The organism is Neobacillus sp. MER 74, from assembly GCF_023714155.1.
Genome location: NZ_JAMAUV010000011.1, coordinates 153,881 through 170,143, shown reverse-complemented (window position 1 = coordinate 170,143; position 16,263 = coordinate 153,881). Strand labels below are relative to the sequence as shown.

The following is a 16,263-nucleotide window of genomic DNA, read 5'->3' as shown; positions in this document are numbered from 1 at the left end:
TCGCCCTTGTTAAAGGAACCTCAAACCATTGGTGTGTTTGTCAAGAGCGATTGCGGGTACCTCCACTACAAAAAAGAGAGAAGAAAAAAACTTCAGGTCACTTTTTCATAGAAGTTTTGACACTACCTGGATTATTATTTAACGATTGCCCCGGTTAGCACAATAAGGAAATATAAAATTTCAATTTAAAGGAACTTGAGATGATGTAATAAGTGAGTTTTTCTATCCCACTCGATTATGCATTGTTCTACACCTAAAACTGCTGTTTCTGGTTTCGAGATTTGATTATGAATCCATTCCTTAATTGAAGGCAATACCTCATTATGAAATTCCATATTCGCATTTTGGGGATAGAAGTCTTGGGATATTGGATAAAAATTAAAACTTATTTTCTTATCTCTATTACAGGAAACTGAAGCTACAACAGTACCGTTGAGTTGCGGCGTGCGTGGACAACGACTATCAAATTCAAACTTTCTATTTAGACCAAAAAAAACATCAATATCTTCTTCTCTGGAAAAGTAAAACTTAATTTGCCTTCTATTTGTGGCGTAAGTTTCTAATTTGTTGAGATTCCGAAAAAAACCAATCTTCAATTCCACACCCCCATAAATTGTCACAACAATAAATATTCCACCTCATTTTATTTATTCCCAACTTAAGATTCCTATTGAAGTAATGCCTCCTTATATATAGTATCAACTTAAAAAATGTTGAAGGAATGCACCCTTTATCGTTGTTTACATGTATTCATAGTTACGGGATTTAAGGACTTGAATTAAACCCTCTTTGGGTAACATTAGATCCTGTGATTAAGCAGTCTCTTCATCAGGCAACTAGTCAATCTTTCATCCCTACCGCGCTTTCGCTTACTAACCTTGAAGTTTAGTCTGGAAGGAGTGCACTTCCACACTAAACTTCAAGGTCGTATCTTTCCCCTGCTGGACATATCTATTTCCATATCTTTGAATACGATGAATACTATAAAAAATACCTCTATATAATGTGTTAGCAAAGATAGAAATTCAGTCATTTTAGTATCATTACTTACGTTGATTACGGTAGAAATTCATACTATATATAACAGCCACTTTACTTGAAGAAGAAAGGGGCATTACCGTTGTTTAAGTAATGCACCCGGTAGTACAACAAGCAAAGCAAAACAAATCCATATATTCTCCAAAATAAAACATCTTACCGAAGTTGGTTTCTTGGGGTATTTTTATTTTAATCCTTCCTTTTCCAATAACTCTTTAAGAATTTCCATTTCAGAAATACTTAAAGCCCGTTTGAAAATAACAACCCAATCATCATTGGTATCAAATTCTGGATACTTCTTAGGGTTCTCATTTTTATCACGAACAAATTTAGTCATTTTACTTAGAGCTCTCTCTATTTTCTCATCCAAAATATACTGACGATTTTCTTTTTCAATTCTTTTAAATTCCTTGTCAAAATCATCATTATCATCGTCCATCATCATTTGAAATAGTTCAGGTGATAATCCAAGGGTAGCTGCTATCCCTTCGCCCTCTGCACCCAAAACAAACCCTTCTAGTGTCATTGCGTTCTTTCTTTTCATAGTTCTAATTCTCCTGTTCATTAAGAAGCTTTACCTGTTATTTTATCACTCTCTTGTTGAACTAACGTTAGCTCAAGAAGAAAAAAGGTGATCTTTATCTTGAAGAATATCACCCGTTTGTTGAATACAAGAAAAACATATTAGAGGAACAGTTCCATTTCACTATCCTTCATAGTAAAGCCCATTTTTTTGTATAGCTGTTTCCCATCCTTAGAAGCGTGCAACCAAATCCTTTTAACGCCACTTTTCTTACCTTCATCTATGCAATATTCAAGCGATCTTCTCGCCAACCCATTACCACGAAACTCAGGGACAGTATACATATTAAGGATATAGGCTTCAATTCCTTGAAGATTTTCTAAATATGGCGGTCTTTTAAATAGTACCATTCCACTAATGCTTACTGTTTCCCCATTAACTTTTGCCATATAGGATATAAACTCATTGTCTGGAAGTGCCTTTTGCAAATACTCTCTTGTTGAAGTTTCTAAAAGGTTTACCTTATGAGGATTTTTAACCTCGCCCAATTCTTTAAAGAGTTCCAACCGTAAACTAACTATTTTATCGATATCTTCAATTGAAGCCTTAATAAAATTAAACTTATTACTCATTAATCAACACACAACCTTTGTTTACAATTTTTATTTCAAAAATATATTCCTCGTGACAAGTCGAATTTCCTTGTTTCACTAACTTGAGCTTATATACAGTATCAGCAATAAATCCTTGGAATGGTGCACCTATTATCTTTGTTTCTATGTATCTATAGATAAGCGTTTAAGGACTTGACTTGGAGCCTCCGTGGGTACGATTTGTCTTGAAAGGCTGAAGCAGTTGTTTCATCAGGCAGCCAAGCCTAACATACCCACCCCTCCAAATAAAGTCCTATGTTTGTTAACGTTGAAAACTATAAATACTTACTGAAGATAGTAAGTAATCAAAGTTAGAAAATGGCTATTTTTGTTTCGTTATTTACGATGAATACGGTCAAAAATCATACTGTATATAACTGCTACCGTTACTTCAAAAAGAAAAAAGCGACCCCTCGTTATTAAAGAATCGCTACCCGTTGTTGATAAAAACCATCTAATTTAGGTTGAGTTATTGAAATTATAGTATAGTTCTTGAACTGGTAATCTCTCATTTTTTGTTTACAAAGTAATCCTCGGCTAATATTTTTATTACTTCGTAACCCCAAGTAGAAAATGTTTTATATTTACCCCATTCTTCTTTGGTAATAGGTCGTAATTCTTCATAATAGTACACCCGCCAAATGCTTCTTGAGAACGAAAATAATCAGCTTCAATTCCGTCTAATTCCAATGGACGATAACCTAATATCATCCCATTTATTCCTGTTTCGTGAATTGTTTTAATACTGACCGAACCTTGTGCTACGGTTTTACATCCAATCAAATCTTCCAACAGGAGGATTTTCCCCAACCCATTCCATTAACCCTGCCAAAAACGATGACCTACTCCCAATCTCTCCTTTAGGCATCAATTCTATCACTCTTCCACAGGCGTACTTCCCAGACGATAAAGGTATCGCCCAGAACTGTCCAGGGAGGAAAAAGCGATCCTTCGTTATTGAAGAATCGCAACCCCTTGCTTAAGAAGCTTATTTTTTCATTACCACCAAGTATATACCCAATCCAGCAACTGCAATTAGTAAAAATAAAGCAAATGTCGGCATTCCAAATTCCATACCCCAACTCAATTGCCCATTTTTAGAGACTACATAAGCAGCAGAAGCTTTTATAGAATCGGAAAGTTGAAATATTGAATACACAATTATTCCCGTCATAATTGCCTGTGCTATTAGAAAATACCCTAATAAATTTCTCATATTCTTTTCCTCCTGTTGAATAGTAACTATTTCAACACATAGAGGAATTATTCCTTCTTACACTAAACTGCCCCTTTAGCCATCCATGAAGCGCAAAAATCGGCTCTTCACCACAACAAAGAATGAAAATGGTCTAGAACCGTCAATACTTATTCTATTTTTACTTTGAATTCATTGTAACATAAGATAGATTTTAATAGGTTACTAGACATAGAAAAATGAACAGGGTTTTATGACGTGAATGGTAATAAAAAATGTCCTTTTCCTCATGCAAAAATGCGTGTTCCGAAAAGGACGAGTTTTGTAACATATATCTAGCCTGTAAAATATTAACATGTAATCATTTTGATTAAAGGGCGCTTTTTAATTTTGTTCCGCAAACGGGCCAGTTTAGTGCAATAAGAACTGGGCCGTTGTTGCATAAGACACAAAATATGCAGTATAGAAGCGAGATTAACAGAGTTATTTATGAATGATGACCCTGGTACCAATTGGAACTCTAGATGATAATTCTAAAACATCATGATTAAACATTCTAATACAACCGTGAGAAACGCTTTTACCTATTGATGATGGATTGTTTGTACCATGTATTCCATAATGAGGTCTTGATAATCCCATCCATAAAACCCCAAAAACATGTCTGGGAGGATTTGGCTGCTTATTTATTATGGTGTAAGTACCAAACGGTGTAGCAGTTAATATTTTGCCAGTAGCTATCGGATAGGATTTTATCAGTCTGTTTCCGTCATACAATCTTAATCGGTGTTTTGATGTTGACACGTCAATCCATCTCGCCACGAAGATCAACTCCATTTTTTTAAATAATGTATGTAGTAACTCAAGACTTTGTTAATTAACAGGAATTGATTGAACAGTATTGTATGAGTTTTTGAACAAAACAAATAAGTATCCTGAATGACAAGACTTCTAGGCTGCAGAACAATTTATTTTAGATCTTTCATTTTTAGTTTTGCGCCACTGTTTTTCTAAATGGAAAGCGCCGTAAAACCGTGGAACGTAATAAAAGCCTGAATGAAGGAAGTATCATACAGGCTAATTATTACTTAATAAATTCACTTTTTGATCTAAGAATTAGGTTGTCAAAAATAAATAACAACTATGGCATGAGAATCTTCCTTACCAAGAATGGAGGCCGTTTCGCTTTTTAAAATCAGTTCAAGCTACGAATTTGGCTGGGTCTTAAATTTTTGAGAGCCCCATCACAAATCGATTTTCAAGTATGAAATTTGAGTTATTTAAAAATCAATTGAGCAATTTCCGTTCCACTTTCAACTTCATCTGACTTTAACGGAATCATTTCAGAGATTTTTTCTTCAAAATTCGGGAAAACAAGGACTGAAATAATTTCTTTTCCCTTCTCCTCAATATAGGAAAGATCAAAAGTACCAATGTGGTCATTAACACTAACTATATCTCCAGCATTAATTTTGATATTAAATCCTTCACCTTTTAATTCAACTGTTTCAAGTCCTAAATGTAATAGCATTTCAAGGCCATCTTCCGTTACCATTCCAATTGCATGTTTAGTAGGAAACACTTGTGTAACCTTCCCATTTACAGGAGAAAAAACTTCGCCGTTAGTTGGAATAAAGGCTAGCCCTTCGCCCATCATTTTCTGGGAAAAAACGGGATCTGGAACACTTCCTAATGGAATAACCTCGCCCTTTAAAGGGCTATGGATGAATATATTTTTTTCTTTTTTACTCTTCTTAAAAAACATCATTTCACACCTCAATGTCTATCTTTTACTATTTATATAATCTAAATATCCAAATGCCAATGCTTCTACCACAATAAAAAAGGAAGAGGCAGATCGTACCCACCAATTTTTCGGAATAGGATTCATCGTACTGGAAGCATATAAATTAAAATCAGCATGTCCTGACAACCAATTACTTTTAAAATTGGTAAGGGAAATCATTTTTGCACCCTTAACTGCAGGAATATCAAGTAACCCTTGTAAGTTTGGATTTTCACCGGATAGCGAAAACAAAATAATTAAATCTTTAGAAGTTAACTTTTCAATTATAAGCCTATATTCATTTGCGTGGGCCATTGCAGGAATAATTTGAACGGGTTTGCCAATAAGTAGGAATAATCGTTGCAGTTCTGCAGCTTGATTTTTCTGGGCTATTCCTGTTGAAATGACATAAATATTTTCACTAGTATCAATTGCTTTATAAATAGGTTCAAAGTCCACACTATTTAAATAGTCTAACGTTTTATTGACATCATAAAGAACTTGTTCAAACAATTCATTTGGTTTAAGTTCCTCATTTGGGCTGGCATTTTCCCATTTTACAAAGTTTTTAAATTCACTATATCCACTAAAACCTAATTTTTGAGCAAATCTTAATACAGATGATTTGGATGCTAAACTATTTTTAGCTAACTGATTAATACCCATGTTCCCAATTTTATCTTTATTAGCAAGAACGTACTTAGCAATAGTAAAATCAGTATCACTCAAATACTCATAATTTTTATTAATTAACTCTTCAAGATTCACAAGGAGATCCTCCTAACTTAATTAAAACAGGCAACAGGGTATGAAAACACCTCATACCCGCTACTAGTTTAGCAAACCCTTTTTCCTTAAGAAAGTTCCGGCCAAAAATCCTTGTTTGCCTCGATAAGGTCATCTAAAATTGCTTTTGCAACACTCGCACTTGGTACTGTCTTTGACAATGTTAGCGCCTGCCAAAGTTTTTGATATGATTTTTCTAAATAAGCTTGAACGACTAACTTTTCTACTGATACTTGTTGTTCAATCAATCCCTTTTGGAATTGAGGAATCGTCCCAATAGATAGTGGTTCCACACCTGCTTTACTTACTAAACATGGAATCTCAACCATTGCAGTTGGTTCAACGTTTGCAATCGCCCCATTATTAGGAACAATTAATAGCATTCTTTCATATGTGTTGTATGCAAGCGCTCCTGCCAATCGAACGATGAATTCCGCGTGTTCCCCGGCTTCAATACTTGTTCCTTCAGCGGTGCCAGCTTCGGCAATTCGTATACATTCGGCAAAAACATTCTTTTCACGATGATCCATCACTTCGTTTGCCCGTGTATGTTCTGGGTTTGAATGTTGTACTACATAGTCAGGGAATAAATAATATTTTAAATACGTATTTGGTAGTGTATCCGGGTCAACAGCGTATACGTCCTTAGCTTTAGTAAATGTATCCATCCAGCTGGATTCCGCTAGCAGTGGATTATTAATCCCATCATTTTTAGCCCCATAACCCCATTGTTTTACATGTTCTTTCAATCTTGGCATTAAGTCATTGCCTTCTTTATCATAAAGCTCAGTCCACCAACCAAAATGGTTTAGTCCATAATACCGTTCAATAATATCATTCTCAGATTCCAACCCTAAAATGTCAGCCATTGATTTTTTAATGGCAACTGGCATATCACAAATATTAATGATTTTCGAGTTAGGACGTAAGATACGTGTTGCCTCTGCAACAATCGAAGCTGGGTTAGAGTAGTTTAACATCCAGGCATTCGGTGAATACTTTTCCATATAATCAATTAATTCAATTACTCCTGGAATTGAACGCATACCATAGGCCATGCCGCCAGGTCCACATGTTTCTTGACCAACGGCCCCATATTTTAATGGAATTTTTTCATCTAGTTCACGCATTTTTAGACCACCGACACGAATATGTGCCATTACGAAATCAACATCTGTAAAAGCTTCCTCGGGATCTGTTGTTGCTATGAATTCAATTTTAGGAGCACGTTCCTTAATGATAATTTCACATGCTTTCGCAACGATATCTTGACGTTCTTTATTATTATCGTAAAATTTTAATTTCCGTAATGGAAATTTATCTTGATTTTCAATTAACATCATTACAATTCCAGCTGTATAAGTACTTCCCCCACCAGCAATTACTACAGAATTTTTTTTCATTTTTAGTCCCTCTTTCCTTATTGTTGTTATGTCTTAGTGTATAAATATTTCTTTAAGGTTAGTATACTGCGATTTTTCCTTCATCGTAATAGTTTGGAAAGATGATGGGAAAGGTTTCACTCATTGGGAGATTTCTTTAACCTTCTTACATCCTATTTTACTATCGAACACTTTTAATCTTTTCTTCTATTTTATCTCGAACTTGACCAACTGAGAGTCCAACTATTACTTGGATCGCTTGTTTATTCCGAACTAAGCCATGTGCTCCATGTTTTCTAAAAACTTGTTCACTTTCTAGTTTTTCAGGATCTTTTACTGTAACACGTAATCTCGTGCCTTTTGGGAACCAGCTGCCTCCAAATAAAGGATTTTTAACTCAATATAACGTGGGGATTTTTGATCGTGAATTGACTCTAACGCCCCCTTTAATATTTCCATCGCTTTTTCGTTTTGACCATCCGCAATCAAAGCCTCTGCCAGAGAGGAAATGGTAATATAGTAAGAAGCTGAGTTTTTCTCTTTGTGATGAAGCGCTTGAAAGTAATAGTCTAGTGATTCTTCGATTTTCCCTTGTCGATAATGCAAAAAACCAAGATTATGTAAAGAAAGCTCTTTTGTTTCTTTATCCGGCAGGATGTCCGTATCATTTAAAATTTGCTCCAGTATTTCTTTGCCTTTTTCAAATTCACCGATATGGATGAAATTCACGGCTAGAATCATTTTGACATAAACAATCCGCAAAAAGTTGTTGGTATTTTGAAAAACACGCAGGGCCTTGTAAGCATAATGAATTGATAAAGAATAGTGGCATAAATGTCCGTGCAAGGCCGCTCGAAAATAATAGTATTCTGTAATCTTGGTTTCATATTGCTCTGCCTGCTCTTCGACACGGGAAAGATAGAGGAAAGCTTGTGGAAATTGTTCCACTTTTCCATAATAAATGCCCTGAAGTAGATTCCAGACATACTCTTCAAAGGGAGAAAATTTTGACACATAGCGATGAATGCCTGCCGATGACTTTTCAAAGGCTGCAAAATCATTCAATAGGAGAAAGTAACGCAGCCTATACAACTCATATAAATAAATCATGTCTGTACATTGGATATATTCTTTTTCTTGCAGTAATTCTTTATATAGAATGGTTGCTTTCTCTTGGTGGTGCCTTTCCATCGTCTCGTAAAATAAATCCAGCTTCTGCCTCAATTTCTGGCTTTTTTTGCTCTCATCTTCTAGTGAAATCTGCAACCGGTCACATAACATTTGCAGGGTTTTCGGATTGGCGTCTTTGGCATTGTTTTCAATTTTACTTAAGTGCGTCACCGAGCAAATGCCTTGGCAAAGCTGTTCCTGCGTCTTATTCTGCTTCCTGCGATGATAATAAATCACTTTTCCAATTGACATAAAACGAACCCACTCTCCTATCATCGAAGTCTTGCTCTCTATTATTATATTTATCCTTGGGCTAATTGAAATAGGCTAAGGGATGCGAAAATACCATTGGAGTCGTTGGGTTATGGTTTATGCAAAAAAAGAGAAAGGAATTTACAAATTTACTAGTTTTTTATTTTTTTACTATGAGACGATGCGAGGTGGTGATGGGCTGGTATTCGGGGGCTTCCGAAAAAAAGGGGACCGTTCTCTTCAGAACCGTCCCCTTGGCATCTAGCTTCTCCGTTTCTCATGCATATATTTCATCCATTTCTTCAATTTATAACTGCAAACGATATACCCTGTAAGCGAGACCGCCGCGACTCCTGCGGACAGCTGCCAGATGAGGTCGTATGAGGTATAGAGTCCGGCGGCTATGCCTGTCATCCCGAAGAGGGTTAACTGGAATAATTGCTTTTTCGTGTTTTCATAGATGGTGAATTGGAATTGCCTGCGCTGTTCGACTTCCTTTAACTGCTCCAATTTTTGCGGGGCATTCAGGAATTCGGTTACGGAGTGAAAGATTTTGAAGATTGGCTGTGATTGGAGCCATTGCCAGACGAACAGCCATTTATTATTGCCTTGTTTGTTTAACCAATCCATAAACACGGGTTTCCCTAACTCTAAGATTTCTGCCTCTGGCGCTAAGTTGCGGATAATTCCTTCAATCGTAACAACCGACCTGCCTAAAAAGACAAATCTGGTGGGAATTTGAATGGGGAGCGCTTGAATCATATCATTAATTTCCATCTTAAAAGCAAGAAGATCCATTTCTTTTAATTGAGCTGGCTGGAAGGTGATGAATTCCGCCAATATCCGTTCAATCGTTCTGGATTCAGCTTCTGGAAGCAGCACGCCTAAATGAAATAAGCAATCCACAGCTTTCGGATAATTTTTAGCGAGAAAGCTTTCAATTAATCCTTGAAAGTAACCAGCATCCTTTTTGGAAAGTTCTCCAACCATTCCAAAGTCTAGTAAAATGATTTTCCCTTCCTTTGAGACAAGAACATTTCCGGGATGGGGGTCGGCATGGAAGGGGCCGGGCTCCATCCATTGTGGCAGGAATACTTTCATCAGCCGTTGCGCCAGTTCCTGACGACTTACGGGTAATTGGTCGATGGCCTCGTTATTGGTCAGCCGTAATCCTTCGACCCACTCCATGACCAGCACATTTGTGGTACTCAATTCGGCATACACTGACGGAATATGGACTATATCCATCTCCTTGAATCGCTCTTTAAAGCTCAGGATGGTGTTCAGTTCCAGGGAATAATCCAGTTCTCGTTTAATCACTTGCGTTACTTCTTTAAAAAGAACTTTAAAATTCATAAAACCCTTTGGAAGAGGGACTAGGTGGTTCACAAACCACATGACAATACTTAATATACGAAAGTCAGTGTCAACAATGGAATCAATATACGGGCGTTTCACTTTAATGGCGACTTCCGTTCCATCGTGGAGCATGCCCTTATACACTTCTCCAATTGATGCCGAAGCAATCGCTGTTTCTTCTATTGATTGAAAATGTTGCTGATACAAGTGTCCCCATTCTTTTTCTAATATTTCCTGAATCTCGCTCCAATCCGAAGGGGGGACTTTATCTGTCATGTCTTCGATTTGACTGATAAAGGCAGGTGGCAGCAAATCGGCACGCGTGCTGAGGATTTGTCCCAGTTTGATGAGCAAGCCTTCTAAATCAAATAGAGTCTGGCGAAACCGTTCTCCGATGGTCCCCCAGAGTTTTTCCCACTCCGCTTTCGGTTTACGGCGAATCTTATACCAATAAATTTGCAGGAAGATGCTAAAGGTCAGAGAAAGGACCTTCGACATCCGCACTAGTTTATTTTTCGTCTTCATCCGAATCCCCACAATCCCTTTAAAGTTTCACCGTTTATAACGATATTGATAGATGGTAAGTTTCAGTACTAGTGTGGTCACTCATAATAGTGTGATGTAAATTTCTTCTATTTTATTTTAACATTTTGTCATCACCGTAGAATATTCTTGTGACTAAAATTTGGAGGAGAATTTATGAATAATAGATTCTAATTGTTAACCAATAAGAGTTAATTGTGCCCGTCCAAGTTAAAAAAGGTGGTAGACGGTAACGAATAGCTGATAATTGTGCCTGTTCAAGTCATAAAAGGTAGTAGACGGTAACGAATAGCCGATAATTATGCCCGCCCAAGTCATAAAAGGTGGTAAACGGTAACGAATAGGGCCGCGCCGGACCGCACCGCACCGCACCTCACTAAATAAATGATATCTGCCAATCTAAATCATTTGCAAAAGTTGCCGCTCCAATGAATAACTACAGAAAACGCTTGCAAAAAAATGGAGAGCGCTTTATAATGAGCTCATAACTACCATATTAGTATATTAATATGTCTGTAATACCTGAAAAGGAGGTACATCTTATAATTCTCATTTGATATACTATGTGCAGTATAGAAAAGAGAAGAGGATAACGAATGGTAAACAACACCGTAAATGCAAAAGAATTTGCGTATGAAGAAATAAAAGCAGAAATATTAAGATTAAAATTAATTCCTGGTACAAAAATCTCTGAAAAGACGATGTCGGACCGATTGAATGTCAGTCGGACGCCGATCAGAGAAGCCTTTTTAAAATTAGCCCAGGAAGAATTGTTAACCATCATCCCGCAAAGCGGTACCTTCGTCTCGCTAATTAATTTGGAGCTTGCCGAAGAGGCACGATTTGTTCGCGAGGTCATTGAGACAAATATTGTCGGATTATGCTGTGAACACGTTTCGGAAGAATCTGCTTTTAATTTAGAAGTCAACTTGAAAATGCAAGAGCATCTTGTAAGTAATCATATAGAGAAACAACAAATCGAAAAATTCACCAATTTGGATGAGAATTTCCATAAGGAGCTATTTATCGCTTGTGGAAAAGAACGCACCTGGCGAATGATTCAAAACATGGCCGGTCATCTCAATCGGTTTAGAATGTTACGAATCATTGATACAAAAAATTTGGACTGGGATTTATTACTGGCGCATCACAAAGAAATTTATCAAGCCATTTCAGAAAAAAATAAAGAAAAAGCAGAAGCGCTTATGAAGGAACATTTGCGACTGATGTTATCGGAGAAAGACATTTTACTTCAAGCATTTCCAGAATATTTTTATACACAAGAATAGAGAGCATATTTATTTTTTGAGAAGCGGGAAAGCGCTCACAAGGGAGAGAACAACATGCAAATGACATTTCGTTGGTACGGAGAGGGCAATGACTCCATTACGTTAAAACAAATCCGCCAGATTCCAGGAATCAAAGGGGTCGTTTGGGCGCTGCATGATGTGCCCGTCGGAGAGGTTTGGCCGGTTGAAAGAATTGAAGAAGTAGTAAAGCAAGCAAAAGAGTACGAATTAAATACCGAAGTGGTTGAGAGTGTTAATATTCATGAAGATATTAAACTTGGTTTGCCTACAAGAGACCACTATATTCAGACGTATAAACAAACCCTGAAAAATTTAAGCCAATTCGGCGTGAAGGTCGTATGCTATAACTTTATGCCAGTCTTTGATTGGTTCCGGACCGACTTATTTAAAGAGATGGAAGATGGAAGCACCGCCTTATTCTTCGATGCCCAAAAAGTTCTCGCATTAACACCAGAACAAGTCGTAAAGAATATGGAAGAAAACCAAAAAGACTTCACCCTTCCAGGTTGGGAGCCTGAAAGATTAACAGATTTACAGCGTCTCTTTGATTTATATAAGGATATTACTGAAGTGGATTTATTAGAAAACTTAACTTACTTCTTGAAGGAAGTATGTCCGGTGGCAGAAGAATGTGGAATTAAGATGGCCATTCATCCGGATGATCCGCCATTCTCTATCTTTGGTTTACCGCGGATTGTCAAAAACAAAGAGGATATTGGGCGGCTGTTACGTGCAGTGGATAGTCCAGCCAATGGGTTAACTTTCTGCTCTGGTTCATTAGGCGGAAATCTTGCGAATGATTTGGTGGATATTGTCAACTCCTTCGCCGATCGGATCGCTTTTGCCCATATTCGCAATGTAAAACATTTTGAGGATGGCAGTTTTATTGAATCCGCTCACCGCGTTGAAGATGGTTCCTTACCGATTACAGGCATCATAAATGCCCTCCATGAAAATGGATTTGATGGGTATATTCGCCCCGACCATGGCAGACATATTTGGGATGAAGTATGCAGACCAGGATATGGCTTATATGATCGTGCGTTAGGCGCCATGTATTTACAAGGTGCTTGGGATACAAATGTATTATTGAAAAATGGGGCAGCTCCTAAGAAAACAATGCAAACGGTTTAAGCTTCGTAGTCTATCAAGAAGTAAGGAAGGAAATATGACCGAAATTTTTCCTTTTCTTATATTGCTAATGAAAGCGTTTTACCTGGTTCTGTTTTATAAATCTCATAATTATAGGGAGGCGTTATCATGCCTAGAAAGAATAAGGAAATTTCGCTAAAAACCAGTATTGGCTTTGGTTTAACCGATATGATGGGTGGAGGAGCCTTTACCATTATTGGGGCTTGGCTGCTATTCTTCTTCACCACGTTTGCTGGCTTGTCACCGGTTCAAGCGGCATCCATTATCGCGATCGCCCGGATCGTGGATGCCGTCGTCAGTTTGTTCATGGGAAGCTTTTCGGATAACTTTTTTAAATTTAAATTGGGTAGAAAATATGGAAGGCGCAGATTTTTCTTACTGTTGGGCTCCCCGTTAATGCTTGTATACGTATTACTTTGGGTAACAGGCATGAACTATTTTTATTACCTTCTGACGTTTTTAGCTTTTGAAATCATCGCAGCTATGATCTTAATCCCCTGGGAAACACTGCCTTCAGAAATGACAACAGATTTTAATAAGAGAACAAAATTATCAACAGCAAGAATGTTTATATCAGGTACAGGTACATTTTTGGCCACCTTCATCCCAGGACAACTATTTGGAGTATTAGGACAAGATAATCCGATGGCATTCTTGGTTAACGGTGCCCTATTTGCTGTCATCTTTGCTGTTTGTATCTATATTTCTTTCCGCTCCACATGGGAAAGAGAGGTTTTTCCAGAAGAGATGGCGCAATTTGCGACACAAAAGAAAGAGAAGAAGAGCTTTGCTGAAAATGTAAAAGTTGTTTCCAAAACGATTGTTGATTTTGCTTCTACGTTTAAAGTAAAAAGTTTCCGCAAACATTTACTGATCTATATTTGCTCGATGACCGCTAAAGATGCCTTTAACGCTGTGTTTGTTTTCTACTGTGTTTATGCATTGCATAGTACGTCAGAAGTTGCGGCCAATTTACTTTCCTTTAGTATTATCGGACTTCCTGGCGCGATTATTTATGGATTTTTAATGATCAAGATTGGTCCAGCTAATTTAGCAAAAATTTCTTATTCAACAATGATCCTTTGTGTATTTGGATATGGGGCAGTCTATTACTTCCATCCAAGCAACTTAATTATTACGTTAGGAATTATTTCCTTTGTCTATCAAATTGGAAGAAGTATGTTAGAGTTTGTACCTTGGAACGTATTCCCATTTATTCCTGATGTAGACGAAATGATTACGAAACAACGCCGCGAAGGGATCTTTGCTTCTGTTATGACCTTCTTTAGAAAGTCTTCTGTCGCACTTGCGACTTTCTTAGTTGGGGCCATCTTGGAGGCTGGAGGTTTTGTTCAAAAAGCAACAACCCAACCAGAAGGTGCGGTTCATACGATCTTAGGTATCATGCTAATTGGGGTGGTTGGACTACTTCTTGTTGCATTAATTACAGCTTTCACATTTAAATTAAATAAAGAAACACATGGTATTCTTGTAGATGAAATCAACCGCTTGAAAAACAACGGCAGCAAAGACAAGGTTACTCCAAAAACAAAAGAAGTGGTCGAAGCACTTACAGGTTATAAATATGAAAAGCTATGGGGCGGCCGCACACCAGCTGACTATCCTCGTACAAGCGAATTAAGAAGAGGGGCGAATCAAATGAAAGCATTTATGGACAAAGATTTCTTGCTTCAATCAGAAACAGCAAAAGTGCTCTATCATGACTTTGCTGCTAAAATGCCAATCTATGATTATCATTGTCACTTAGATCCAAGCGAAATCTATGAAAATAAAAGATATAAAAATATCACCGAATTATGGCTGGGCGGCGACCATTATAAATGGCGGGCGATGAGAGCCAATGGAGTGGAAGAATATTACATTACGGGTGAAGCGGAGGATTACGAAAAATTTTTCAAATGGGCTGAAACCGTTGAAAAATTGATGGGAAACCCGCTCTATCATTGGGCTCATTTGGAGTTGAAACAATATTTTAATGTCGATACCGTCTTAAAAGGGTCGACGGCCAAAGAAATTTGGGAAACCTGTAATGAGAAGATCCAGAGCCCAAATTTCTCAGCAAGAAGTTTAATCGAGCAATCAAATGTGGCGTTAATCGGGACAACCGACGATCCAATTGATGATTTGCGGAATCATAAATTACTACAAGCGGATAGGGATTTCTCAACCACGGTTTTGCCGGCATTTCGACCGGACGTTGTCATGGCGATTCAACAGACGCAGCCATGGGCGGATTATGTGGGCAAGCTAGGAAAATTGACTGGGATTGAGATTACTGATTTCACCCAGCTAATCAATGCGTTAGAAAGTCGAATGGATTATTTTGCGGAAATGGGCTGTAAATTATCCGATCACAGTATCGAGACCGTTGTCTATGAAACAGCAACGGAACAAGAACTCGATGCCATTGTGCAAAAGGCTTTGAATAACGAGCCGATCTCATTGAAGGAAAATAATCAATTTCTAACGCAGTTACTTGTAAGTCTTGGTATGGCTTATCACAAGCGCGGCTGGGTCATGCAATACCATATTGGAGCATTGAGAAGTGCCAACACTCGTCTGTTCCGTGCGATAGGGCCGAATGTCGGTGTCGACTCTTTCCGGGATGAGCCCATTGCTGTTCCTCTCTCGCGATTGTTGGATGAGCTTGATCAAGATCAGCAGCTTCCAAAAACGATTCTCTATGGCTTGAATCCGAAAGATAATGAAGTGCTGGCCGCGATGGCTGGTAATTTCCAAGAAGGCGGAATCCCATCTAAAGTACAGTTTGGTTCAGCCTGGTGGTTTAACGATCATATGGATGGCATGGTTGCTCAAATGAAAATCCTTGGGAATCTTGGTTTACTATCCCGATTTATCGGCATGTTGACCGATTCGCGCAGCTTTTTATCATACAGCCGCCATGAATACTTTAGAAGAATCCTTTGTAATATCGTCGGTAATTGGGTTGAAAATGGAGAATACCCCAATGATTTAGAATGGTTAGGGCAATTTGTCCAGGATATCTCCTATAACAACGCACTGGAATATTTTAATTTTCAACTTAAGTCTGTAAAAGTGCCGTTGGCGTAATGAAGTTTGAAGGAGGAACCG

At 37.7% G+C, this 16,263-nt stretch carries 15 protein-coding genes; 3 read left to right on the top strand and 12 right to left on the bottom strand.

Annotated elements, in window-relative coordinates:
* Positions 1-185: 185 nt before the first annotated feature.
* From M3610_RS18410 to M3610_RS18355, 12 genes are all read right to left on the bottom strand, one after another.
* Positions 186-596, bottom strand: coding sequence for a hypothetical protein (locus M3610_RS18410; protein WP_251461281.1), 411 nt, complete (start codon positions 594-596; stop codon positions 186-188).
* A gap of 626 nt (positions 597-1,222) precedes the next feature.
* Positions 1,223-1,582, bottom strand: a complete 360-nt coding sequence (locus tag M3610_RS18405; protein WP_251461280.1) for a hypothetical protein — start codon at positions 1,580-1,582, stop codon at positions 1,223-1,225.
* 140 nt (positions 1,583-1,722) lie between these two features.
* Positions 1,723-2,193: a GNAT family N-acetyltransferase gene (locus tag M3610_RS18400; RefSeq protein ID WP_251461279.1), complete on the bottom strand. Its 471-nt coding sequence runs from the start codon at positions 2,191-2,193 to the stop codon at positions 1,723-1,725.
* 570 nt (positions 2,194-2,763) lie between these two features.
* The gene (locus M3610_RS18395; protein ID WP_251461278.1) at positions 2,764-3,006 is read right to left on the bottom strand and encodes a hypothetical protein; all 243 of its coding nucleotides are present in this window, start codon (positions 3,004-3,006) and stop codon (positions 2,764-2,766) included.
* Positions 2,984-3,172: an Imm26 family immunity protein gene (locus tag M3610_RS28665; RefSeq protein WP_483870112.1), complete on the bottom strand. Its 189-nt coding sequence runs from the start codon at positions 3,170-3,172 to the stop codon at positions 2,984-2,986. Before M3610_RS28665 ends, M3610_RS18395 begins: the two co-directional genes overlap by 23 nt.
* Positions 3,173-3,202: 30 nt before the next feature.
* Positions 3,203-3,430, bottom strand: a complete 228-nt coding sequence (locus M3610_RS18390; RefSeq protein ID WP_251461277.1) for a hypothetical protein — start codon at positions 3,428-3,430, stop codon at positions 3,203-3,205.
* A 462-nt stretch (positions 3,431-3,892) separates the two neighbouring features.
* Positions 3,893-4,231, bottom strand: coding sequence for a L,D-transpeptidase (locus M3610_RS18385; protein ID WP_251461276.1), 339 nt, complete (start codon positions 4,229-4,231; stop codon positions 3,893-3,895).
* Positions 4,232-4,685: 454 nt separating this feature from the next.
* Positions 4,686-5,177, bottom strand: a complete 492-nt coding sequence (locus M3610_RS18380) for a PTS sugar transporter subunit IIA (RefSeq protein ID WP_061810986.1) — start codon at positions 5,175-5,177, stop codon at positions 4,686-4,688.
* A 15-nt stretch (positions 5,178-5,192) separates the two neighbouring features.
* A complete protein-coding gene (locus tag M3610_RS18375) occupies positions 5,193-5,963 on the bottom strand; it encodes a MurR/RpiR family transcriptional regulator (protein ID WP_251461274.1) in 771 nt (256 codons plus the stop codon).
* Between the two features lie 86 nt (positions 5,964-6,049).
* Positions 6,050-7,384: a 6-phospho-alpha-glucosidase gene (locus M3610_RS18370; protein WP_061810984.1), complete on the bottom strand. Its 1,335-nt coding sequence runs from the start codon at positions 7,382-7,384 to the stop codon at positions 6,050-6,052.
* A gap of 312 nt (positions 7,385-7,696) precedes the next feature.
* Positions 7,697-8,785, bottom strand: a complete 1,089-nt coding sequence (locus tag M3610_RS18360; RefSeq protein ID WP_251461272.1) for a helix-turn-helix domain-containing protein — start codon at positions 8,783-8,785, stop codon at positions 7,697-7,699.
* A 261-nt stretch (positions 8,786-9,046) separates the two neighbouring features.
* Positions 9,047-10,669, bottom strand: coding sequence for an ABC1 kinase family protein (locus M3610_RS18355; protein ID WP_251461270.1), 1,623 nt, complete (start codon positions 10,667-10,669; stop codon positions 9,047-9,049).
* Positions 10,670-11,283: 614 nt separating this feature from the next.
* Between M3610_RS18355 and M3610_RS18350 the strand changes: the two genes are divergently transcribed.
* From M3610_RS18350 to uxaC, 3 genes are all read left to right on the top strand, one after another.
* Positions 11,284-11,976, top strand: a complete 693-nt coding sequence (locus M3610_RS18350) for a GntR family transcriptional regulator (protein WP_098573919.1) — start codon at positions 11,284-11,286, stop codon at positions 11,974-11,976.
* A gap of 54 nt (positions 11,977-12,030) precedes the next feature.
* Complete coding sequence (gene uxuA / locus M3610_RS18345; protein ID WP_251461268.1) at positions 12,031-13,131, top strand: mannonate dehydratase; 1,101 nt, start codon at positions 12,031-12,033, stop codon at positions 13,129-13,131.
* 126 nt (positions 13,132-13,257) lie between these two features.
* A complete protein-coding gene (gene uxaC / locus M3610_RS28350) occupies positions 13,258-16,242 on the top strand; it encodes a glucuronate isomerase (protein WP_311315836.1) in 2,985 nt (994 codons plus the stop codon).
* The last annotated feature ends 21 nt before the right edge of the window (positions 16,243-16,263 follow it).

What these genes read in the sequence shown, in the direction of transcription:
- M3610_RS18405 (WP_251461280.1), bottom strand. Translation starts at nt 1,582, where the DNA reads ATGAAAAGAAAGAACGCAATGACACTAGAAGGGTTTGTTTTGGGTGCA.
- M3610_RS18400 (WP_251461279.1), bottom strand. Translation starts at nt 2,193, where the DNA reads ATGAGTAATAAGTTTAATTTTATTAAGGCTTCAATTGAAGATATCGAT.
- M3610_RS18390 (WP_251461277.1), bottom strand. Translation starts at nt 3,430, where the DNA reads ATGAGAAATTTATTAGGGTATTTTCTAATAGCACAGGCAATTATGACG.
- M3610_RS18380 (WP_061810986.1), bottom strand. Translation starts at nt 5,177, where the DNA reads ATGATGTTTTTTAAGAAGAGTAAAAAAGAAAAAAATATATTCATCCAT.
- M3610_RS18370 (WP_061810984.1), bottom strand. Translation starts at nt 7,384, where the DNA reads ATGAAAAAAAATTCTGTAGTAATTGCTGGTGGGGGAAGTACTTATACA.
- M3610_RS18360 (WP_251461272.1), bottom strand. Translation starts at nt 8,785, where the DNA reads ATGTCAATTGGAAAAGTGATTTATTATCATCGCAGGAAGCAGAATAAG.
- M3610_RS18355 (WP_251461270.1), bottom strand. Translation starts at nt 10,669, where the DNA reads ATGAAGACGAAAAATAAACTAGTGCGGATGTCGAAGGTCCTTTCTCTG.
- M3610_RS18350 (WP_098573919.1), top strand. Translation starts at nt 11,284, where the DNA reads ATGGTAAACAACACCGTAAATGCAAAAGAATTTGCGTATGAAGAAATA.
- uxuA (WP_251461268.1), top strand. Translation starts at nt 12,031, where the DNA reads ATGCAAATGACATTTCGTTGGTACGGAGAGGGCAATGACTCCATTACG.
- uxaC (WP_311315836.1), top strand. Translation starts at nt 13,258, where the DNA reads ATGCCTAGAAAGAATAAGGAAATTTCGCTAAAAACCAGTATTGGCTTT.